Source organism: Flavobacterium sp. N502540 (assembly GCF_025947365.1).
GTDB lineage: Bacteria > Bacteroidota > Bacteroidia > Flavobacteriales > Flavobacteriaceae > Flavobacterium.
On sequence record NZ_CP110012.1, the window covers coordinates 3,352,620 to 3,375,106 of the forward strand.

Genomic DNA, 22,487 nt, shown 5'->3' on the forward strand with positions numbered 1-22,487 from the left:
AAGATAAGTTTCAAATGAAAAAAGTACTACTTTTTATAAGTTTCCTCTTTTGTATCCTATCAGCCTCGGCCCAACAGGATCCTGAGTACACCCATTATATGTACAACATGAGTGTAGTCAATCCGGCTTATGCGACAGGAGTTCCTGCTATGATGAATTTTGGAGGATTGTACAGAACGCAATGGGTTGGAGCCATTGGAGCACCTAAAACTTTTACCTTTTTCGGACATACAGCTTTAAGTGATAAAATTGAAGTGGGTTTGTCACTGATTTCAGATGATATTGGTGACGGAGCAAAAAAAGAGAATAATTTTTATGCTGATTTTGCCTATGTCTTAAATCTGGGGGGAAAAAATAAACTTTCGCTTGGACTAAAAGCAGGTTATACATCGCTCCAAAGTAATTTCAACGGGTTTAAATTAGAAAGTGGGGATGCGGCCAGTGATTTGGCTTTCGCCGAAAATGTAAACGTCACCAAGCCTAATATTGGAGTGGGGGCCTATTACTTCAGAGATAATTTTTATGTCGGATTGTCTGTACCCAATCTGTTGAGCACGAAACACCTTGAAGAGAAATCTGGAATCAATGCTTACGGATCAGAAGCCATTCATACTTTTTTAACGGCAGGGTACGTTTTTCAACTCAATGATAAGGTTAAATTAAAGCCTGCTTTTATGTCAAAATTTGTTCCGGGGTCGCCGGTTACTTTAGACCTGACAGCCAATGTTTTGTACAATAATAAATTTGAATTGGGGGCAGCCTATAGAGTAAACGATGCTGTAAGTGCTTTAATGAATATAAATGTAACGCCAACTTTAAGAGTGGGCTATGCTTACGATCATAATTTGTCGAATATGGGAAGGTTTAATTCAGGTACACACGAAATTATGCTGCTTTTTGATTTAGACTTATTAGGAAAAGGATACGATAAATCGCCAAGATTCTTTTAAAATGAAAAACAGGAAAAAATTACTCGTTATTGTATTCGTATTTTTAATACAGTTTATACAGGCTCAGGATTTTGAATTGGCCAGAGCCAAACGTTTTTTTGATAAAACGCATTATGCTGAAGCGATTACTTTATATGAAAAATTAGCAGAAAATAAGCCTTCACAGGAAGTGATAAAGAATCTGGCAGACTCGTATTTTTACACTAACGATTTGATAAAAGCGCAGCGTTATTACCGACTTTTGATTCAAAATTATGCTAATGGTTTAGATCGGAATTATTATTTCAGATATGCACAGACTTTAAAAGCAAGCAATAGTTATGACGATGCCAATGCAGCTTTAAAGGAGTATTATTCAAAATCAGATCATAGCGATGCCGTTTCTAATTTTGAAAAAGAGCTAAAAACTCTGGAGAATGTTTCGGCGATCGGGAAACGTTATGAACTTAAAAACCTGGCAATCAATACCCCTAATTCAGAGTTTGGAGCAGTAAAATATAATGAAGATCTGGTTTTTGCAGGAGTAAAATTAAAGCCCGGATTGTTGGATAAAAAATTCAAATGGGACAATGAAACGTATTTGAATCTGGTGTCGATTCCTCTTAAAAACAGCAATTCCGCAGATTCTATAGTGCATTATTTTGCCAAAGAGTTAAAAAGTGGGATGCACGAGGCAAACGCGGTTTTTACAAAAGACGGCAAAACGATTTATTTTACGCGTAACAATTCCAAGAATAAAAGCAAGAAAACAAACGAGCAGAAAATTTCGAATCTTCAGATTTTTAAAGCCGAACTGATGGAGGGCAAATGGAAAAATGTAACGTCACTTCCGTTTAACAGTTCAGAATATTCAGTCGAACATCCCGCTTTGAGTCCGGATGAAAAAGTGTTGTACTTTGCATCAGATATGCCGGGAACTTTGGGGGCGTTTGATATTTATTCGGTAAACATTAATAAAGGAGCATTTGATACCCCCCGAAATTTAGGTCCGACAATTAATACCGATAAAAGAGAGCAGTTTCCCTTTGTTTCAACAGACCAAAAACTCTATTTTTCTTCTGACGGGCATTTAGGTTATGGATCACTTGATGTTTTTGTTTCCGATATTAACGGAAACGAATACAGTAAACCGATGAATGTGGGACAGCCTTTGAATTCAAATGGTGATGATTTCTCTTTTAATATCGATGCTGATACCAAAGAAGGCTATTTTGCTTCCAATAGAGAGGGAGGAAAAGGGAGCGATGATATTTATCAGATTAAAGAAATCAAAGACCTAATCGTAGAAGATTGCAAACAATTCATTGCAGGAATTATTACAGATGTTGATACCAAGCTGCCTTTAGAAAATGCGACAGTGACTTTACAGAATTCAGATCAGAAAGTTTTGAATACAACGATCACCACCACAGATGGGAAGTTTAGTTTTACTGTTGATTGCGAAAGTTCGTTTACTGTTTTAAGTTCCAAAGAAAAGTATACAAGCGAATCGAGAACCGTATCTTCCGGAAAAACCAGAGACGCAAGCCATGACGCCTCGATGGCTTTAAGATCTTTGGAGGTTATAAAACGAGAAGAACTAGAAACTGCTGAAAAGAAAAGGCAGGAAGAACAGCAGCTTGCAGAAAAGAAAAAACAGGAGGAAGAAATTGATAAGAAACGAAGAAAAGAAAAAGAAGCGTTGGCTGTTATTGCTTTAAAAGAAGCAGATAAAAAGGCAAAGGCAGACGAAATTATTGCAAAAGACATTAGAAAGAAAGAAAAAACAGCTCAGATTCTTGCGCAGGAAAAAGATGTGATAAAAGACAATAAAAACCGATTGATTATTAAAACCGATCCGATCTATTTTGATTATAATTTGTGGTACATCCGAAAAGAATCTAAAGTAGTATTAGGACGTGTGGTGGAATTAATGAAGAAATATCCTGACATGGTAATCGAAATTGGATCACATACCGATTCAAGAGGTAATGAAAAGTTCAATGCCAATTTATCTCAAAAAAGGGCTAATTCAACCAGAGACTTTATACTAGAGTCAGGTATTAATGCCAAAAGGGTGACGGCGAAGGGATATGGAGAATCAGTACCTATTGTGAAATGCAACCCCGATGAAGCGTGCTCAGAAGAAGAACACGAACTGAACAGAAGAAGTGAATTTGTAATTAAGGACTTATAATTGCAGTAGTTAAATCGACCCGACAGATTTTTAAAACCTGTCGGGTTTGATGTTTAAAAAATTAGTTTAGAACCCTTTCTTTTAGCTTCTTTTTTATTTAATTTTATAAAATAACAACGATTAAAATAAAAATAATTATGAAAAACCTAGTTGTATCCTGCTTGCTTGTGACCTGTATCGGACTTCAAAGCTGTAAAAACAATGAAAATCAGAAGGCGGCTGAAGCAGCTAAAGCAGATGCTGAGACCATTGTAAGTACAGAATGTTATAAAGCTATATATGAAAAAGATACTATCGATTTAAAAGTAAACACGCTAAAAAATGGAAAAATAAGTGGCAATATGACTATGAAAGTTGCCGCAGCAACAGAAAGAGTGGGAGAACTTGCAGGAGAATTCCGCGGAGACACCTTATTTGCGGACTATACTTTTCAAGAGGTAACCAACAAGAATAAAACTTTTAAAAATCCAATGGCATTCTTAAAGAAAGACAAAAGACTTATTTTAGGCAACGGGACGATGCAGACTACTATGGGAGTTACTTATCTGGTAAAAGACAAACCAATCGATTTCGATCGAGTAAAATATAAATTTGATGCGGTCGAGTGTACGGAGAAATCAAAATAACAACCTCTAAAAAACAAATCCGACAGGTTTTTAAACTGTCGGATTAGATATAAAAAAAGCCGCTTCTTAATTTCTGGAAGCGGCTTTGTTATTTATTAGTTTTTGTGTTTTATAACACTTCACCTTTGATTTTTAAGGCAACTCTACCGTCAGGGTAGTTTACGGCATTAGTTTCAACGGTAATTGTTTTACGAATCGGACCGGAAACCATGTTGTATTTTACATCAATTTTACCTTTTTTTCCCGGCATAATTGCTGCTGCGGGTTTGGTAACAACTATAGAACTTACGGTAGATTCAGCACCAGTAATCAAAAGCGGAGCATCACCCGTATTGGTAAATTCAAAAGAGCGAACTCCGTTGTCACTTTTCGAAATTTTTCCATAATCAATTGTATTGTCTTGGGCTTCAAATTCAATTTTTGGGCCGTTTTGTGCATAACTTATTGTACTAAACAATACGACTGCAATAAAAGAGGCTACATTTTTCATTTCAAATTTTTTTAAATTGTAAGTAAATATACATTCTTTTAATTAACACACAAATTATTAATTCGCTTTTTATAGTGTACTTAATTATTTACTTTTGCTGTCAATAATTAGTACAAAAATTGAACCAGTTTTTCTGTTTAATTGTTTAGACGTGTATCTGCTTCATCGATTGATGATTAGCAAAGACTGTAATTACAGTAACGAAACGATTAAACAAATAAGCAAATTAACGATTAAACAACCCTAGTAAATGACAATTCCAGCACAATTTGACGCTAAGACGATCGAGAACAAATGGTATGATTACTGGATGAAGAACAACTATTTTCATTCAGAACCTGATCACAGAACACCATATACAATTGTAATTCCGCCACCAAACGTCACAGGAGTCCTTCACATGGGGCATATGCTGAACAATACTATTCAGGATGTTTTAATTCGTAGAGCGCGTCTTAAAGGTTTTAACGCCTGTTGGGTTCCGGGAACGGATCATGCTTCTATCGCGACAGAAGCAAAAGTAGTACAGAAATTAAAAGCGGAAGGAATCAATAAGAATGATTTAACCCGTGAGGAATTTTTAGCACACGCCTGGGAATGGACGGATAAATACGGCGGTGTAATTTTAGATCAGCTTAAAAAATTAGGAGCTTCCTGCGATTGGGAAAGAACTAAATTTACTATGGATCCTGATATGTCAGCATCTGTAATTCGCTCGTTTGTAGATTTGTATAATAAAGGATTGATTTACAGAGGATACCGAATGGTAAACTGGGATCCGGAAGCAAAAACAACACTTTCTGACGAAGAAGTAATCTACGAAGAACAGCAAGGAAAATTATTTTTCTTAAAATATAAAATTGAAGGTTCAGAAGATTTTCTGACGATCGCTACGACGCGTCCTGAAACTATTTTTGGAGACACTGCGATCTGTATCAACCCCAATGATGAGCGTTTTGCACATCTAAAAGGGAAAAAAGCTATCGTTCCAATCTGTGGAAGAGTTATTCCGATTATCGAAGACGAATATGTAGATGTTGAATTCGGAACCGGATGTTTGAAAGTGACTCCGGCACACGATATGAATGATAAAACGTTAGGAGAGAAGCACAATCTTGAAATCGTTGATATCTTTAATGAAGATGCTACATTAAATAGTTTCGGATTGCATTATCAGGGCAAAGACCGTTTTGTGGTTCGTACTGAAATTGCAAAAGAACTGGAAGAAATCGGAGCTTTGGCTAAAACCGAAATCCATTTGAATAAAGTGGGAACCTCCGAAAGAACCAAAGCGGTAATCGAACCAAGATTATCTGACCAATGGTTTTTGAAAATGGAAGAGTTGGTAAAACCGGCTATTAAGTCAGTTTTAGAAACGGGAGACATTAAATTGCATCCAAAACGTTTTGAAAATACTTATGCGCATTGGTTAAACAACATCCGTGATTGGAATATCTCACGTCAATTATGGTGGGGACAACAAATTCCGGCTTATTATTATGGAGATGGAAAAGAAGACTTCGTAGTAGCAGAAACTATTGAAGATGCTTTAGTTTTAGCTAAAGAGAGAACATCTAACAACTCACTAACAGCAGCTGACTTAAAACAAGATGTTGACGCTTTAGATACGTGGTTTTCATCATGGCTTTGGCCAATGTCAGTTTTTGGTGGAATTATGGATCCGGAAAGTGCAGATTATAAATATTACTATCCAACAAATGATTTGGTAACAGGTCCGGATATTTTATTCTTCTGGGTAGCCAGAATGATCATTGCAGGTTACGAGTACGCAGGTGAAAAACCATTTACAAATGTGTATTTAACCGGTTTAGTTCGTGATAAACAACGTCGTAAAATGTCTAAATCATTAGGGAATTCACCTGATCCTTTAGATTTAATCGATAAATTTAGTGCGGATGGAGTTCGCGTAGGATTGCTTTTAAGTGCTTCTGCCGGAAACGATATTATGTTTGATGAAGAATTATGTAATCAGGGGAAAGCATTTTCGAATAAAATCTGGAATGCCTTTAAACTAATCAAAGGATGGGAAGTTTCTGAAACGATTCCACAACCTGAGTCTTCAAAAGTAGCCATCGAATGGTACGAAGCAAAATTGCAGCAGACCTTAGTTGATATTGAAGATAATTTCGAAAAATACAGAATTTCAGATTCGTTGATGGCCATTTATAAATTGGTTTGGGATGATTTCTGTTCGTGGTTCTTAGAAATGATTAAACCGGCCTATCAACAGCCAATTGATAAAGCAACGTTGGATAAAGCGATCGAAATGTTAGAAAGCAATCTGAAATTGCTGCATCCGTTTATGCCTTTCTTAACCGAAGAAATTTGGCATTTACTTGCTGACAGAACTCCGGAAGAAGCTTTAATCGTTTCTACCTGGCCGGAATTAAAACCTTTCAACGCCAATTTAATTTCAGATTTTGAAAGTACAATTGAAGTAATTTCAGGAATCCGAACAATTCGTAAGGATAAAAATATTCCGTTTAAAGATGCGATCGAATTGAAAGCAATCAACAGTGAGAATATCACGACGTATTTTGACTCTATTGTTACGAAGTTAGGGAACATTTCAGCTTTCGAGTATGTTACAGCTAAGGTAGACGGAGCATTGTCTTTCCGTGTGAAATCAAATGAATATTTCATTCCGATTTCAGGAAACATCAATGTAGAAGAAGAAATTGCCAAACTGACGGCAGAGCTGGTATACACGCAAGGTTTCTTAAAATCTGTTCAGGCAAAATTATCTAATGAAAAATTTGTTGCCGGAGCACCTGAAAAAGTTTTGGCTAATGAAAAACAAAAAGAAGCTGATGCATTAGCAAAAATTGCTACAATCGAGCAAAGTATTGCCGGATTGAAATAAGCTGCTTTGTAATTAATATTTAACCCGACAGATTTTTATAATCTGTCGGGTTTGTTGTTTTTAATCGTCACGAATTCAAGAATTATTCATTTACTCACAGATAGTAAAAAATAAAATTCGGGAATTCGGGGCTGTTAAAAGTAAGTTATTTTACAGGTTCTCGAAGTATTGTTCTCAATTTTTCAGAAGCTGTTTTCCGAAAGTCTGATAAATAAATTTCATGGTGTAAGCCATTTTGTTCCAGCTGGTGTGCTGTAGAAAACTCCTGTATTTTTTTCAGCGTTTGAGGCTCATTTTCAAAAGGTCCGATATGAAGAACCTGTATCACTTTGCCTTCAGCCATCTCATAAAATTCTATTGATTTCGCTCGTTCGATTTGTTTTTTATTGGCAGTATTTTGAATGGCTTCTTCTGTTTGCTCTTTAGTTACGAAATTCGGCATTCTGATCATAATTCTGTAATCCCATTCACTTCGGGGTATTTTTAGCGGAGCTTCATCCATAGAAATGTCTTTGTATTTTTCAGTATCAAAACTCCATAAGGCTTCTAGTTTTGGAACAACAAAATCGTTATTTACGGCTTTCTGCATAAATTTAATAGCATAAGCAGTGGCATACAAGGCCTGAATATTTTCTGAGAATTTTTGTCCCGAAGGATCACCTTTTCCTGTAATCGATAGGTAATTTGTTTTTTCAATGTAAACTATCTCGGGATTAGTTTTAGCAGTGTAGTATACTTTGTCGGTTTTTGTTAAATCTAGTTTGCTCATCTTTTTAGTTTTATTGCAAATTAAATCACAGAAGGTGACAACAGTATGTCAGCAGAAATATTTTAGATCTTTTTTCTAAAAAAAATAGCCACGAATTCACGAATTGTTTGTTTTTATAGATGGTAAAAATAAAATTCTAGAATTCGTGGCTATTAAAAATAAGCGGTTACTTTTTCTTCTTCAAAAACAAAAATACAGGATAAGAAATCAAAGTGAGAACAACGATTATAGCAAAACCTTTTGGATCGCTGAAAATAAATCCTATTAATAAAGCAATCGAGGCTACAAAGGCAAATATTGTCGTCCACGGATACCAAAAAGAATGATACGGACGAGGTAAATTAGGTTCGGTGGCTCTTAGTTTTAAGAGAGAAAGATAAGCCAGTCCCCAAACGATAATTGAGATAAAGGCTGCAAAAGAAAATAATACTTCAAAAGAGCCAATACAAATTAAAAATAAACTGAAAAGCGATGAAACTAAAAGCGCTACGATTGGTGTTCCTCCTTTATTTACTGTTGTTCCTTGTTTGAAAAAGAACCCGTCACGGCTTAATCCGTAAAGGATTCTTGGTGGAATCATCATAAAAGCATTTAGTATACTGATTAATGAAAAAATGGAAATTACCGTAACAATAATAGCTCCGTTTTCTCCAAAAAGGATCTTAGCAACATCAGCTGCAGCTAAATTTGATTTTGCCAGGGTGCCAATTGGTAAAACATGAAAGAAAGCGGCGTTTACCAAAACATAAATAGCAACAACTAAAAAGACACCGCTGTACAATGATTTGGGAATGTTTTTGTTGGGGTTATCGTTTTCTTCTGCAAAAAAGCAAACACTGTTCCAGCCATTGTAAGTCCCGATGATCAATTGCAATGATTTGAAAAAGCCAAAGATTAGTCCAATTTGAAAGAAAGAATGGTCTGTTTTGATTTTAGGAACTTCAGTACCTGTGTACATAAAACAGGCTATGACCAAGGCTACAAAGCAGATTACTTTTAAGAAACTGGTAATTTGCTGAATGACGCTGCCGTTTTTTACACCACTTAAATGAATGAGTACAAAAGCAAGTAATAAAGAAATTGCCATCACGGTAGAATAGTTCGAGAGTACAGGAAATAAAATAATGATATACTCACTAATTACAATGCAATAAAAAGCCGGCGGTGTAACATTGACGATAAAATCAAACCAGCCGGAAAGAAAGCCGGCATATTCGCCAAATGCTCTTTTAATATAGTTATAGGAGCCACCTGCTTTGGGTAACATTGTGGAAAGTTCTGCATAAGAATTGGCTCCTAGCAAAACATATAAACCTCCAAAGAGCCATGAAGCAATAATGAACCAATAATTATCGAGTAGGGAAGCAATACTGCCAGGTGTACGAAGAATTCCAACGCCAATCGTTCCTCCAATTAATACAGCAATATTAAAACTTAGGCCAAGACTTTTTTGCAATTGATTTTTTTTAGCATCTGACATATATCGGAGTTTTGTTTTGGTGAGAATTTTTGTGGAACAAAAGTAATACAATCGGATTACTTTCTTTAGTGAAAACAAAAAACCTCATCTATTGTAAGATGAGGTTTTCTGTTTAAAACCAAACTTTTTTGTTTTCGGTATTGAAATACGACAAAAGTCTGGAGGGTAAAATCTAATTCAAAATTTAGAATTTATATTTTAAGCTTGTCAAAATTTGACGAGGTGCAATTGGGTTGATACTGTAATTTTCGTGAACAGTATAATTCAACTCATTTGTAATATTAGATAATTTACATAAAACGGAGAATTTTCTCCACTCGTAACCTACAGACGCATCAATAGTAGTGTAACCTTCGATAGGAATATCTCTGTCTCTAATGGTAACAATGTAAGCAGGATCTGGTTTTTGATTGGTAGGTGTAGGTTTAACAGCTGTCCATAGATAATCATCATTCCATCCACCTAAACGGTTACCAATATAATTAGCGATTGCTCCAAATGAAACTCCTCTAAACATTCCTTCCTGTACCTTGTAGTAGAAGCTTAAGTTGGCTGTGTTTTTAGGTGTTCTTACAACCTGATCTCCCGCTACAAAACTTCCACTTGTTCCTGAAGTTTTAGTATAACGCATATCATTATAGCTATAACCGGCAATAATATTAAGTCCTTCAATAGGTGTTGCAGTAACATCAATTTCAACCCCTTTACTTTTAGTAGCTCCACCCAATACTTTTATGTTTGAATTGACATTTGCCGTAACACCATCAGCTTGAAATGGTGCGGTCTGAGCCAAATTGCTGTTTGAGATTTGATAAACAGTTAAGTTTGTACTTAACAAGCCCTCAAAGAATTCTTTTTTAATACCTGCTTCGTATTGGTCAATGATTGATGCTTCAATTGTTTGACCGTCAACAGTAAATCCTGTATTTGGTGTAAACGAGTTTGAATAGCTGGCAAATAATGACATGCTTTTTGTTGGCTGGTAGATAAGACCCACTTTTGGAGAGAAAGCATTGTCTAGTTTTTTAGCTCCAACTTCAGCCTTTGCTTTTTCCGGAGCGACAGTTTGAGTTTCTTTTGCAGTGTCGTAAGTTTCTTTATAATTTGTAGCCTGACCTTCTTGCCAAGACCAACGGATACCTGCCAATACTTTGAATTTTTCTGTAACCGAAATTAAATCCTGAAAGTATGCGCCAAAACGATTGGTTTCTGTTTTTGCAATTTGAGTAGCTCTAGCATTAGGAATATCATTTCTTTGCGTTGAAGGATCAAAGTTGAAAAGATTGATGGTGTCGTAAATATTTGGGTCGTATGTTTTTGGGCTTCCATCAGGGTTTTTGCTTGTTACAAATTTCTTTTCGTTAAAAGCAAAAGTGTATCCTGTGGCAAATGAATTTTCCCAATCAACACCTGTATATACCTGATGTTTTACCGATCCTGTATTGAAATTCCCTTGCAGGCTTAGTTGGTCTCCCAATATTTGTTCCAGGTTTTTAGTTTGAGTTAGCCCTCTGTTCCAGAAACCAGGAGTTGGGTATAATTTAGTATCATCTAAACCTGACATTTGAGCGGTCGATTTTTGACCTCTATCATAGGTTTGGTAAGAGCTATTGAAGTTTAGTTTCCAGTTTTTATTGAAATCATGGTTTAATAAAACCGAAGCACTTGCTGATTTTGTAGTACCATTAGACCAAAGTGATCCGTAGAATGCATTACGAGGTAAGTCCAGAATTTGTTTTCCAATAAGTCCTGTTCCGAAATCCGGGGTCCAGTCTGCTGTTAAGTAATCTCCTTGTACCGTAATTTGTGTTTTAGGACTAACAATAAAAAGCAAAGACGGGTTTACATATACACGTTCGTTTTTTACTACATCTCTGAAACTTTCAGAATTCTCGTATGAACCATTTATTCTAAAAGCAATAGAATTGCTAAGAGGACCATAAAAATCGAAAGAAGGTTTGTAGAAGGCATAACTTCCAATTTGCATCGATACCTCACCGCCCGATTTAAATGAAGGTGTTTTGGTTACCAGGTTTAAGATACCTCCCGGTGCAACGTTTCCGAACAATAAAGCCGAACCTCCTTTTAAGAATTCAACTTTCTCCAGACCCGAAACATCAGGAATGGAACCTGAATTGTAACGAAATCCATTTTTAAACATATTGTTGGCAGACATGTCATATCCTCTTGAGAAAAAAGACTCCTGTGCACCACCACGAGCAGAACTTACGTAAACACCATTAGCGTTTTTAATAACCTCACTTAAACGAATGGCCTGTTGTTGTTCGATTACATCAGAACCAATAACCTGTATGCTTTGTGGATTGTCCATTGGTTTTAATCCCGAACGAACGGCAGTAACCGGTTTAGGCTCTCTATTGGTTTTAATTAATACCTCATTTAGTATTTCTCCTTTTTTGTTTTTTACCGTGTCATTGGCAGTTGAGGCTGCCTCGTCGCTTGAATAGTTCTGGCTGTAAGAAGCAAAACTTATAAAGGATAATGCAAGTAGTAAATTATATTTCATGTTGCTTATTTAGATTTAATAAAAATAAATTTTTGCAAATGTAATATCGAGATGCGGTCTTAACAAAATTTTCAGAGTTTTTCTAGATTAAAATTTCATTAGAATAGTCTTAAGATTAGCTTAAGATTTTGCTTTTTTAAATTTTATTAAGTATAGAAAAGTGTAAAAGAGATTTTAGGTTAAAAAAAGCCTTGCTCATTACGAACAAGGCCTGACTAACTATAAAATGATCAAATAAGGAATGGACTATATTATTTAACGGCAATTAAATAAGTTGCCATCTTCCAGATTTCGTTGTAATTTTTACCATTATGTTCTCCGGCAGTTTTTTCGGTATAAGCAAATTCTACCATATAATTTCCTGACCAAAGTGGCGTAAAAGAGATTTCTCCTTTGTCATTGCTCCACAATTCTTTTTCCCAACCATTTGGAGCAATTACTTTTATTTTTTGTTTTTTAGCCGCTGCGCCTTCATACAACGCATTGATGTTTAGTACTGTTTTTTGTTTAGCCGCTGTCACTTCTTTAGCAAAGACACTAATGATGTTTGTATTTGCGGCAGCATCATTTCCTTTTGCGGCATTGCCAACGGTAACCGTTGCGCTTGAGTTGTAATCTAATTTCATGGTACCGTATACATCTTTTACAGTATGATGCATCACAACTGTATAAACACCATCCTCATCTGGTGTAAAAAAGGCCTGATATTTATTTTCTAAGGCTGTAGCGGTAAGTTTTGTTTCTTTTTTTGACGGGCTAATTACTACCAGTGAAAAATCTTTTAAATCCGAAAACCATTTTGCTGAAGCTGTAATATCATTATCTGAAAATTCTCCAAAGAAAACAGATATTTCCTGAGCTTTTCCTTTAGCTCCCACTGCTTTAGTTTCGATCCACAAGGCATGAGCAAATAGAGTAGGGCTGGCAATTAACATTAAAAGTAAAAATGTTATTGATTTTAAAGTTTTAGATTTCATAATATGCAATTAATGAGTTAATAATTTCGTATCACAAATGTAAAGTTTAATATTAGTCTGACAATATTTATTTAGAATAATTATGAATAATTGCATTTAATAGTCGGATTTGGTTTTGTTTTTTTCTTTTGGCGTCCGTACCAGATTATAAAGCCGGTGACAGGCAAAAACATACAGATCAAACCTACGATTAGAGTAAAAACTTTTCCAATCCAGCCTGCCCAAAAACCGATGTGAAGATTCATCGTCATACCGTCAATTTCTAAACCTTTGATGACTTTTGAAGGTATTTCTATTTCTTTACCGGTGTATTTGTTGATAGAGAAGGTTCTTCCGTTTTCAATTCCTTTAAGTCCTATCTTTTCAGCTGCAACAGCAAAATAGCTGGTAATACTGTCTTTTCCGGCCACAGACAACCGTACTTCCTGAACCGTTTTATCTTTGGCATAAAGATTCTTCAAAATAATATTCAATGGCATTACGGTTTTGGTGGAATCATAATCCGGTTTTATTTTGCTCATCGTCTGGAAAGCATGTGGGGTACCATTAAAAATAGCATGTGTGGCTTTATTTAAAGGAGTATTTACTATAATCAATCCGGTAATTGTGATCATAAGAGCCGGAAGTAAATTGTAAAATCCGGGAACGTTATGCAAGTCATAATTAAGTCTTTTAAAACTGGCCTTTGTTTTTATGGTAAAACTTTGCTGTCTGGTGGTACGATTCCATTTTTTAGGCCACCACAGAATAAGTCCTGTGATGAGTTCGATAAGAAATATCCAGACCGAAATTTCTACAATAAGGTGACCTGCTTTGCCAAAAGGCATTTCGCCACTGTGTACGTGAGCGATGATATAAAAAACATCATAGGCACCTCCGGAATCCAGAATTTTTCCTGTATAAGGATCAATCCATGAAAATTGTAACTCCCTTTTTTTGGTTGCCGATGCGATTTTTATGGTTCGCTTAGGATCGCGATAAGTAACAAAATAAGTTGCTTTGCGCTCCGGTAGCTGTTTTTTGAATGCAGCTAAAACTTCTTCAGGAGTAAGTCTTTTTTCCTTAACCTCTTTTACATACTGTGAATTATAAGCCAGTCCATCGATAATGTCATCACAAAAAATGAACAACACTCCTGTCAGGGCAACAATAAAAACAATTAAACCGGAACCAAGCCCCAGCCATAAATGAAGCCAGTGGTTGAAGACACTCCATTTACTTTTTTGTCTGATTTTCTTCTCTTTGGTTCGAATTGGATTTTTGGTCATGATATACAACAATAAAAACCAAGCCCGCAACTCTTTGTACAATTGTCAGGCCTGGTCATAACTAAATTGAAAAAATTAAATTTTAAAGTTAACCCCAAATAAAAAGGTTAGTGGTTTTTGCGGCTGGCCATAACCATTGTAATATTCTTTATCAAAGAGATTGTCGATTTTCATGCTCAGTCTGTATTTCGGCTGATCGTAGAACAATAAACCGTCAAAAACGGTATAACCATTAGAACTGAAAGTATTGGTATCGTTCATGAAAATTTTACTCACATAGTTACCTCCGAAACCAACCCCAAGACCTTCAACTTTACCTTTTAACACACGGTAACTCATCCAGAAATTGGCCATTTCCTCAGGAGAATAATCTAGGTTGTTACCAATGATTGCCGCATTTGAAGCTTTTACAAATTTTGCGCTGTTTTTAGTGTAACCTGCCACTACGTTGAAACCCGGAAACGGATTGGCAATAATTTCGGCTTCAAAACCTTTACTGCTTTTTTCTGCATCCTGAATGCTGTAGGTATTGGCTCCTTCAATAACATTTCGTAGGCCGTTTTTAATAGCAATTTGGTAATAACTTACCGTGGCTACTAATTTACCTTCAATAAAATTGAGCTTCGTTCCAATTTCCCATTGATTTGCTTCTTCCGGATCAAAGTTTTCTATACCAGTTTTACCTAAAGCAGGGGCAATGTTCGAAAATCCGTTTTGGATGTTTGCAAATACAGAGAATTGATCTACCAGTGGTGCATATACAAAACCGGCCTTCCATGCCATTGTATTTTGGTTGAACCAAGGACTGGTGACAACCCCGTTTGTTTTAATGCTTTTCTGAAAATTGCGGTCAAAACGTAATCCTCCCAGGAAAGTAAATTTTTTGTTGAAAGTGATGGCATCAGACAGGTAAATTCCTAAGTTATTAGTTTCGGTTTGTGTATTAGCAACCGTTGCATTTACCGTTTTTAATTTGGCATCCCAGGCCTCTTCAGTCATTGGAGGTACAACTCCTGTAGTTACGTCAATCTGATCGTATTCGATAAATGGGCCGCGATACAAAGCACGCTGATAATCGTCATACATCGAAGTATAAGTACCACCGACAACAACTTTATTTTCAAATTTTCCAAACGTATGAATGCCTGTAAAATCTTGTTGAATTTGATTTGAACCTGCTTCCCGCGGATGGTATTCGATGAAATTTCTTTGCAGCATTTTATCTGTCATCATCACCAGTCTGATGTATTTTCCATCCGTATCAATAGACGATGAGGTATATCCGGTTTTTGAAGACCAGTGACTGTTAATTTTATAATCGATTAAAGCTCTGAAAGTTCTTGAGAACATTTTGGCAGCCATGTTTCTGCTGTGATAAGAAGTCTTAAAATCCCAGTTTAAATCGTCCCATGAATTGTTTTTGGCAATTAGGGCGGGACTTACCCCTCTGGCAAAAAATAAATTTCGCTCTGTTTTGTACAACTCGGCATCCACCAAAATTGATAAACGGTCGTTTACCTGATAAGAAAAAGAGGGAGCAATTAAATAATTTTTTTGGAAAACTTCCGGTTGGAAACTTTGCTCAGAATGATAGGCTCCATTGATACGAAACAAAGCGGTTCCGTCATCATTTAAAGTAGTATTGTAATCTGCCGTCAGGCGATTTAGGTTCCAGCTTCCGGTGGTGTAACTAAGTTCAGTTTTTTGACCATTAAAAGGACGTTTTACAACACGATTCACAACACCTCCATAATTGGATATATTATTAAAAGAAGAACCAAAAAATACGGCAGATGGTCCTTTGATTACTTCAATTCTTTCAAAGTTTTGCGGATCTATGGGTGCTCGTACATAAGAAACCATTCCGTCACGTAAATAACCGTCAGAACGGAAACCTCTTAAATAAGCAGACACATTTCCGTCATTAGTCTGTACATAACCACCACCCGTAATACTTTTCATTGCTGTTGGAAAATCAGTAACCAATTGCTCTTTTAAAAGTTCCTTAGTAACCACCGTGTACGACTGGGGAGTGTTGATATTGCTTAACGGCAGTCTTGATACAAATTGTGTTTTTTTCTGAGCAAATTGATTTTGACGCTGTGCGGAAACTACCACTTCACGAAGCTGTGAATTACTTTCTTTCATGAAAATATTAGGCAAAACCTGATTAGTCAGTGCTACTTTTACAATTAATTCCTGAGATTCAAGTCCCAAAAAAGAAAAGGTTAGAGTATAGTTTCCAAAGGGAACATTTTTAAATTCGTAATTACCATCCTGATTGGTTTCAACACTCGAATTGAGTCCGCTTAGGGTTACATTGATATGTTCTGAATTCACTCCGTCGGCAGAGGTTACTTTTCCTTTAATCGTTGCATTTTCCTGTGCGACAATTGAATTTGAAAAGAAAAATACCATCAAAAAACTGAGCTGTAAAATCTTACAATAAAGGATATTGTGTTTGTTTTTGGCAAATAACATATTATTCTTATTTAGAATGATTAAAAGTTTGATAATTTTACGCAAAAGTACAGCATAGAAATACCGACAAAAGCCGTAAAAGGGATTAAAATAAACGCAAAAGGAATTATATGAAGAGTCAGTTAAGAAGTGAAATTTATGAAGACGGAGTGCTGGAAATTGATAATCCGATTCCCTTTAGTGAAATCTTAATTGAAGAGAGAAAAGAGCATGATTTTAATGGCATAAAAGGAGTTTTGACCAGTATTACATTAAATGGTGTACAAATCGATTTTAAAGATGTCACGATTGAAAAAGATTTCTATTCGGTAGCTGTAGAGCATGATTTTTCGTTTATAAAACTCCATTTTGAAATAGAAGGAGACAATGAATACTGCCCGGATAATAAAAAGGAGAAAAGAATCTACATTCCGCAAGGGCATTATAATTTTTTTTATTTGCCGATCATCAAAGGAAATCTGAATTTCAGAACCCAGAAAAGAAAAACAGTCGAAATAAGTTTCACAACAGATTATCTGGAACAGCTTTTTCATTCTAATTTAAAAGAAGCTATTCCTTTATTGGCAGAAGCCATCGAAAAAAAAACAGCTTTCCTCATGTGGGACAAAAGCAGAGCGATATCTCCACAATTGCAAAAGATAATAACCGAAATAACAGAATGCAGTTATAGCGGAGTGATTAAAAAAGCTTTCTTAGAATCGAAGGTGGTTGAAATCATTTCGTATTTGTTTACGATAATCAATGAAAACGAAAATAAAGAGGAATCGACAGAATTAAGTTCGTATGATTATTCTAAGATTATAGAGTTAGAAATGATTTTAAAAAATCGGTTTAAAGAGAATCACAGTCTTTCCAGCCTTGCTGCTGATATTGGACTAAACACTTTTAAACTTAAAAAGTATTTCAAGCAAATTTATGGAGTTTCAGTTTTTGCTTATTTGACAAGCATAAGAATGGAGTATGCCAAAAAAGTAATTGTCGAAAAAGGATTTCCTATTGCAATTGTCTCTGAAGAGATTGGTTATAAAAATCCACAGCACTTTACTGTAGCTTTCAAAAAAACGTTTGGATATTTGCCCAGTAAGCTAAAAAAATAAAGAAGAAGTTTCACTTTTGAGATAGTCCGATAAAGTAAATTGTTTTACTTTTAGTGTGGGAAGGTTTAGTAAAAAAGTAAAAAAATAAAAAAGGGTAGAAGTTACACTTTGAAAGCCTTAATTTTGTATCCAAATTGAAACCCTCCTCATGATTTTACCCTTCTTGAAAAAACTGCAGAATTCTCCTAAGGGATTCCGTTTGGCTAATACTGTATTTTTCTTTCTTTCGGGATTTGGATATTCTTCCTGGGTGTCCCGTATTCCGCATATACAGGCACAATTGCATCTGTCTGAAGCTGAGTTTGGAGCTGTTTTATTTGCCTTTCCGATTGGTCTGATGCTGACCATGCCTTTTACAGGAATGCTGTTAAATAAATATAGCAGTCGTTATGTTATGCTGTTGGGAGCCATCATGTTTAATATTGCTCTGGCGTTACCCGGTTTAGCTGCTTTTGTATGGCAGTTGGTCGTTATACTTTTAATTTTTGGAGCTTCGAGAAACATTTTCAATTTATCTATTAATGCACAATCACTAGAGGTTCAGAAATTGTATCCAAAATCAATTATAACCCGTTTTCATGCTGTATGGAGTATCGCTGTTTTTTCGGGAGCAGGCTTGGGTTATGTAATGGTGACACAGCATATTGCACCGGTTCATCATTTACTTGGCGTTAGTGTTTTTATGATGGGACTTACCGCTTGCTTTTATCCGATGAGTATCCACAATGAGCCTGTACCGGTAAAAAAGAAGTTCTTTTCGATGCCGGAAAAAAATCTGATAAAGTTTGCCCTCATTTGTTTTGTGTCTATGGCCTGTGAAAATACCATGTACGATTGGAGTGGTATTTATTTTAAAAATATACTAAAAGCTTCTCCAAAACTAACCAGCGCTGCCTTTGTCTTTTTTGCAACAGCAGTAACCTTAGGACGTCTGTTTGGGGATTATGGTGTAATGAAATTTGGTACAAAACGAATTTTGTTTTACAGCGGAGTTTTAATCACAGCGGGTTTTGCGATTTGTTTTGCCCTGCCATATGCTTATCCAACAATTTTTGGTTATGTCTTGATTGGATTTGGAGTTTCCTGTGTCGTTCCGCTTGTATTTAGTATTGCCGGAAGATCATCCAAATTAAGCAGCGGTTCTGCCTTAACGTCTATCTCTACTATTGGTTATCTTGGATTTTTATTGGTTCCGCCTATGGTTGGTTTTATCTCTGAATATTTAAGTATGAAATGGGCATTTTTGATAATGGCGCTGTTAGGAATACTGATGATTTTTATGGTGAATAAAATCGGGGAGAAGGAGTGATTTTTGTTGAGGGGCTAAGGTTCTAAGTTGCTAAGGTTCTGAGTTTTTTTAAATTCCGTAGGAATGAAATAGGGTTGTAGCAACGGATTTTAATCCGTTGGAATGGAGAAGGAATTAAAGCTCCTTAGGAACGGTCTATTTGGTAATGCAAAGTCGCGAAGCCGCAAAGTTTTTTTAATTGGATTATATTGTAGCAATGGATTTTAATCCGTTGGAATCGAGTAGGTATAACAAATTAAAGTTCCATAAGAACGGCCCATTTAATAACACAAAGTAGCGAAGTCATAAAGGAAATTGTACTTTGTAACTTCGCAACAAAACTATCTGAAAATATTATTTCTTCGTCATTACAAATTTCTCTGAACTTGGTTTACCATTCAAATTCCCTGAAATCTCAGCAGTTAAAGTGTTATTCGCTCCTTTTGTATACGTTATTTTTTGTGGATAATCGTGTTTAGGATTTTCAAAAACCAATTGTTTGTCTGATTCAGCAGTAGATTGAAAAGCCACCGGTTTATCATCATTCTGGCCTTTCACCGTAGCGAAATAGGTTAAGGTTTCTTCTTTTTGAGATAACACGATGTTTTCGAAATGAATAGTATCTTTTTCTTTAATGAAATAAGAGGCAGCACTAAAAGTACTGTCATTTAGTTTTTGCCAATTTTCAGTCAGAATGCCTTCCGGAGATTTGTTTTCCCAGTTTCCTATTAACCAGTCTGCGATTTTGATTTTATCTTTCTCGGCAGAATCTTTCTTCTGACAAGAAACAGCAGCAATTAAAAGCACTGAAAGGGTAATTTTTTGAAACATATCTATAAGTTTTGATGTTAAATGGAAAAGCTAAAGTATGAAAAAGAATGGTTTGTTTTAAAAAGTGAGATGTGAAAAGAAAAATGTAATGTGTAAAAAGTGAAAAGCAAAATGGTAACACATTTCACATTTAACGTCCCACATCTAACATCTTACAATTCACAAAGTATAGAGTACACCAATTCTTTTGTTGGTTTCTGATCTTTTAATTTGGCTCGGACATCGTCAAAAGTAACTTTAAAATCGCAGCCTGATTTGTATTCACTACATCCGTAGGCCGTTTTACCCTTGAGAATTGTTCCCTTTTGACATTTTGGACACGTTAAGGCATCTGATGCTGTTGTCACTGATTTTGCTTTGGCAGTGGTTTTCTTCGTTTCTAATTTAAGTTTGTAATTTTCTTCAAAACGAATCAAACCTTCAACAGTTCCTTCTTCGGTTTTAAACCCCTTTATATTTACGGTAGATCCTTTCTGAACCAATCTTAAATATTGATTTTCTGATATTTTTTTCTCTGCAAAAGTATAAGGCAACAGAAAATCACAGCCCGATTTATAATTACCGCACCCAAAAGCAGATTTTCCTTTTATTAAGGTAGCTTTTTGACATTTTGGACAGGTTTCGGATAAAATCCCCGCGGCTTTCTTTTTCTCTGCTTTTACAACTGGTTTTTCAACCGTTGCTGCATGCGAAATATTAGCATGTCTGGTTTCGCTTCGTACTTCGGTAACCAAAGCTTCTACCATGCGTTTCATGTTTTTAATAAAAGCTCCGGCAGTAAAAGTTCCTTTTTCGATATCTTTCAGTTGCTTTTCCCAGGAACCCGTTAGCTCAGCCGATTTGATAAGTTCGTTCTGAATCGTATCAATAAGCTGAATTCCCGTAGGCGTTGGCAAAACCTGTTTTTTGTTTCGAACAATATACTGACGTTTAAAAAGTGTCTCGATAATATTCGCCCTTGTTGACGGACGACCAATACCGTTTTCCTTCATCAGTTCGCGCAGATCTTCATCATCGACTTGTTTTCCGGCAGTTTCCATAGCACGCAGTAAAGTCGCTTCGGTAAACTGGTTGGGTGGCTTGGTTTCTTTTTGCAGAAAAGAAGGTTCATGTGGCCCTTTTTCTCCCACCACAAAACTGGGTAACAAATCAGCTTCTCTTTCTTTCGCGTTCGGGTCTTCGAATACGATGCGAAATCCTTTTTTTAAGATCTCTTTTCCGGTGGCTCTGAAAGTTACGTCAGCGGCTTTACCAATTACTGTGGTATTGGCTACGAGACAATCATCGTAAAATACAGCAATAAAACGTTTGGTAATAATGTCATAGACCTGCTGCTGGTTGAATTGCAAATGAGCTTCTATTCCGGTTGGGATAATCGCATGGTGATCTGTAACTTTTTTATCGTTGAAAACCTTTGGTGATTTTTTTATTTTTTTCTCTAAAAGCGGTTGAGTTAATTCAGCATATTTCGTTAATTTTTGCAGAATCCCGGATACTTTTGGATAAATATCATTTGGTAAAAAGGTAGTATCTACTCTCGGATACGTGACTACTTTTTGTTCGTATAAAGTTTGTACGATTTTAAGCGTTTCATCTGCCGAAAATCCAAACTTGGTATTGCAGTAGACTTGCAGGCCTGTTAAGTCAAATAGCTTTGGAGCGTATTCGTTTCCGTTCTTTTTTTCAACCGAAACAATTTCGAATTCACTTTCTTTGACTTTGCTGGCCAGAAGTTCTCCGTCTTCTTTTTTAAGGAAACGCCCTTCTTCATAACTAAAAAGAGTTTCTCGGTATAAAGTCTGCAGTTCCCAATACGGCTGAGGTTTAAAATTTTCGATTTCTTTAAATCGGTCTACTACCATGGCCAATGTAGGTGTCTGTACACGTCCGATAGACAACACTTGTTTGTAACCGCCATGTTTTACGGTATACAAACGTGTAGCATTCATTCCGAGTAACCAGTCGCCAATGGCTCTTGAAAATCCGGCATAGAATAAATTATCGTAGTTTTCAGAGGGTTTCAGGTTTTCAAAACCTTCTTTGATAGCTTCGGTGGTTAGGGACGAAATCCACAAACGCTGCACTTCGCCTTTGTAATTCGCCTCGTTCATCACCCATCGCTGAATAAGTTCCCCTTCTTGCCCGGCATCCCCGCAGTTGATGACCACTTCGGCTTTGTCGAACAGACTTTTTACGATTTTAAATTGCTTTTCGATTCCTGAATTTTGAACTACTTTGGTTTCAAATTTCTCAGGAAGCATGGGTAAGTTGTTCAAATCCCAGCTTTTCCAGTGCGGTTTGTAATCGTTGGGTTCTTTTAAGGTACATAAATGTCCGAAAGTGTAGGTTACAGCATAACCATTGCCTTCAAAATAACCATCGTGTTTGGTATTGGCTCCCAAAACGGATGCGATTTCACGTGCGACACTTGGTTTCTCAGCAATACAGACCTTCATTTTTCTCTTTCTTATTCGAAAAGCGAAATTAGCGATTTTTTATAAGAAAGGGGCAAAGGTTCTTGGGAACAAAGCGACAAAGTTTTTAAGGGTTTGTGCTAAATTTAAATACCAACATTAATATAAGACGTTTGTTTTATTTTTTCATTGTTCTGTTTATCATCAAAATCTGGACTTTCGCCTTTGA

15 protein-coding genes are annotated in these 22,487 nt (G+C 36.0%); 6 read left to right on the top strand and 9 right to left on the bottom strand.

The genetic code is table 11. The features are described 5' to 3' along the window. The first annotated feature begins 14 nt into the window (after positions 1-14). The 3 genes from OLM58_RS14145 to OLM58_RS14155 all read left to right on the top strand — a co-directional run bounded on the left by OLM58_RS14145 (position 15) and on the right by OLM58_RS14155 (position 3,752). Positions 15-950 carry a type IX secretion system membrane protein PorP/SprF gene (locus tag OLM58_RS14145; protein ID WP_264529427.1) on the top strand — a complete coding sequence of 312 codons (936 nt, stop codon included), beginning with the start codon at positions 15-17 and terminating at the stop codon, positions 948-950. 1 nt (position 951) lies between these two features. Next, positions 952-3,126, top strand: coding sequence for an OmpA family protein (locus tag OLM58_RS14150; protein ID WP_264529428.1), 2,175 nt, complete (start codon positions 952-954; stop codon positions 3,124-3,126). A 137-nt stretch (positions 3,127-3,263) separates the two neighbouring features. Continuing rightward, complete coding sequence (locus OLM58_RS14155) at positions 3,264-3,752, top strand: hypothetical protein (RefSeq protein WP_264529429.1); 489 nt, start codon at positions 3,264-3,266, stop codon at positions 3,750-3,752. A gap of 109 nt (positions 3,753-3,861) precedes the next feature. Here the strand turns inward: OLM58_RS14155 and OLM58_RS14160 are convergent, their stop codons facing one another. Beyond that, positions 3,862-4,242, bottom strand: a complete 381-nt coding sequence (locus tag OLM58_RS14160) for a DUF1573 domain-containing protein (RefSeq protein ID WP_264529430.1) — start codon at positions 4,240-4,242, stop codon at positions 3,862-3,864. Between the two features lie 250 nt (positions 4,243-4,492). On the opposite strand from OLM58_RS14160, the gene OLM58_RS14165 reads away from it, so the two are divergent. After that, positions 4,493-7,126, top strand: a complete 2,634-nt coding sequence (locus tag OLM58_RS14165) for a valine--tRNA ligase (protein WP_264529431.1) — start codon at positions 4,493-4,495, stop codon at positions 7,124-7,126. Positions 7,127-7,271: 145 nt separating this feature from the next. On the opposite strand, the gene OLM58_RS14170 is transcribed toward OLM58_RS14165, so the two are convergent. The 6 genes from OLM58_RS14170 to OLM58_RS14195 all read right to left on the bottom strand — a co-directional run bounded on the left by OLM58_RS14170 (position 7,272) and on the right by OLM58_RS14195 (position 16,628). Further along, positions 7,272-7,895 (bottom strand): GyrI-like domain-containing protein, encoded by a 624-nt coding sequence (locus OLM58_RS14170; RefSeq protein ID WP_264529432.1) that lies wholly within the window; start codon positions 7,893-7,895, stop codon positions 7,272-7,274. Between the two features lie 166 nt (positions 7,896-8,061). Next, positions 8,062-9,375: an APC family permease gene (locus OLM58_RS14175; RefSeq protein ID WP_264529433.1), complete on the bottom strand. Its 1,314-nt coding sequence runs from the start codon at positions 9,373-9,375 to the stop codon at positions 8,062-8,064. A 184-nt stretch (positions 9,376-9,559) separates the two neighbouring features. Then, a complete protein-coding gene (locus OLM58_RS14180; RefSeq protein WP_264529434.1) occupies positions 9,560-11,902 on the bottom strand; it encodes a TonB-dependent siderophore receptor in 2,343 nt (780 codons plus the stop codon). Between the two features lie 251 nt (positions 11,903-12,153). Continuing rightward, positions 12,154-12,879 (bottom strand): hypothetical protein, encoded by a 726-nt coding sequence (locus OLM58_RS14185; RefSeq protein ID WP_264529435.1) that lies wholly within the window; start codon positions 12,877-12,879, stop codon positions 12,154-12,156. 80 nt (positions 12,880-12,959) lie between these two features. After that, on the bottom strand, positions 12,960-14,147 hold the full coding sequence (locus OLM58_RS14190) for a PepSY-associated TM helix domain-containing protein (RefSeq protein WP_264529436.1): 1,188 nt from the start codon (positions 14,145-14,147) through the stop codon (positions 12,960-12,962). Positions 14,148-14,222: 75 nt separating this feature from the next. Then, positions 14,223-16,628: a TonB-dependent receptor gene (locus OLM58_RS14195; protein WP_264529437.1), complete on the bottom strand. Its 2,406-nt coding sequence runs from the start codon at positions 16,626-16,628 to the stop codon at positions 14,223-14,225. A gap of 110 nt (positions 16,629-16,738) precedes the next feature. On the opposite strand from OLM58_RS14195, the gene OLM58_RS14200 reads away from it, so the two are divergent. Together OLM58_RS14200 and OLM58_RS14205 are read left to right on the top strand one after the other, a co-directional pair. Further along, the gene (locus tag OLM58_RS14200) at positions 16,739-17,725 is read left to right on the top strand and encodes a helix-turn-helix domain-containing protein (protein ID WP_264529438.1); all 987 of its coding nucleotides are present in this window, start codon (positions 16,739-16,741) and stop codon (positions 17,723-17,725) included. Between the two features lie 148 nt (positions 17,726-17,873). After that, entirely contained in the window at positions 17,874-19,034 is a 1,161-nt protein-coding gene (locus OLM58_RS14205) for an MFS transporter (protein ID WP_264529439.1), read from the top strand. A gap of 333 nt (positions 19,035-19,367) precedes the next feature. Here the strand turns inward: OLM58_RS14205 and OLM58_RS14210 are convergent, their stop codons facing one another. Further along, positions 19,368-19,844: a DUF6265 family protein gene (locus OLM58_RS14210; protein WP_264529440.1), complete on the bottom strand. Its 477-nt coding sequence runs from the start codon at positions 19,842-19,844 to the stop codon at positions 19,368-19,370. A gap of 152 nt (positions 19,845-19,996) precedes the next feature. Then, positions 19,997-22,300: a type IA DNA topoisomerase gene (locus tag OLM58_RS14215; RefSeq protein ID WP_264529441.1), complete on the bottom strand. Its 2,304-nt coding sequence runs from the start codon at positions 22,298-22,300 to the stop codon at positions 19,997-19,999. Between the last annotated feature and the right edge of the window lie 187 nt (positions 22,301-22,487).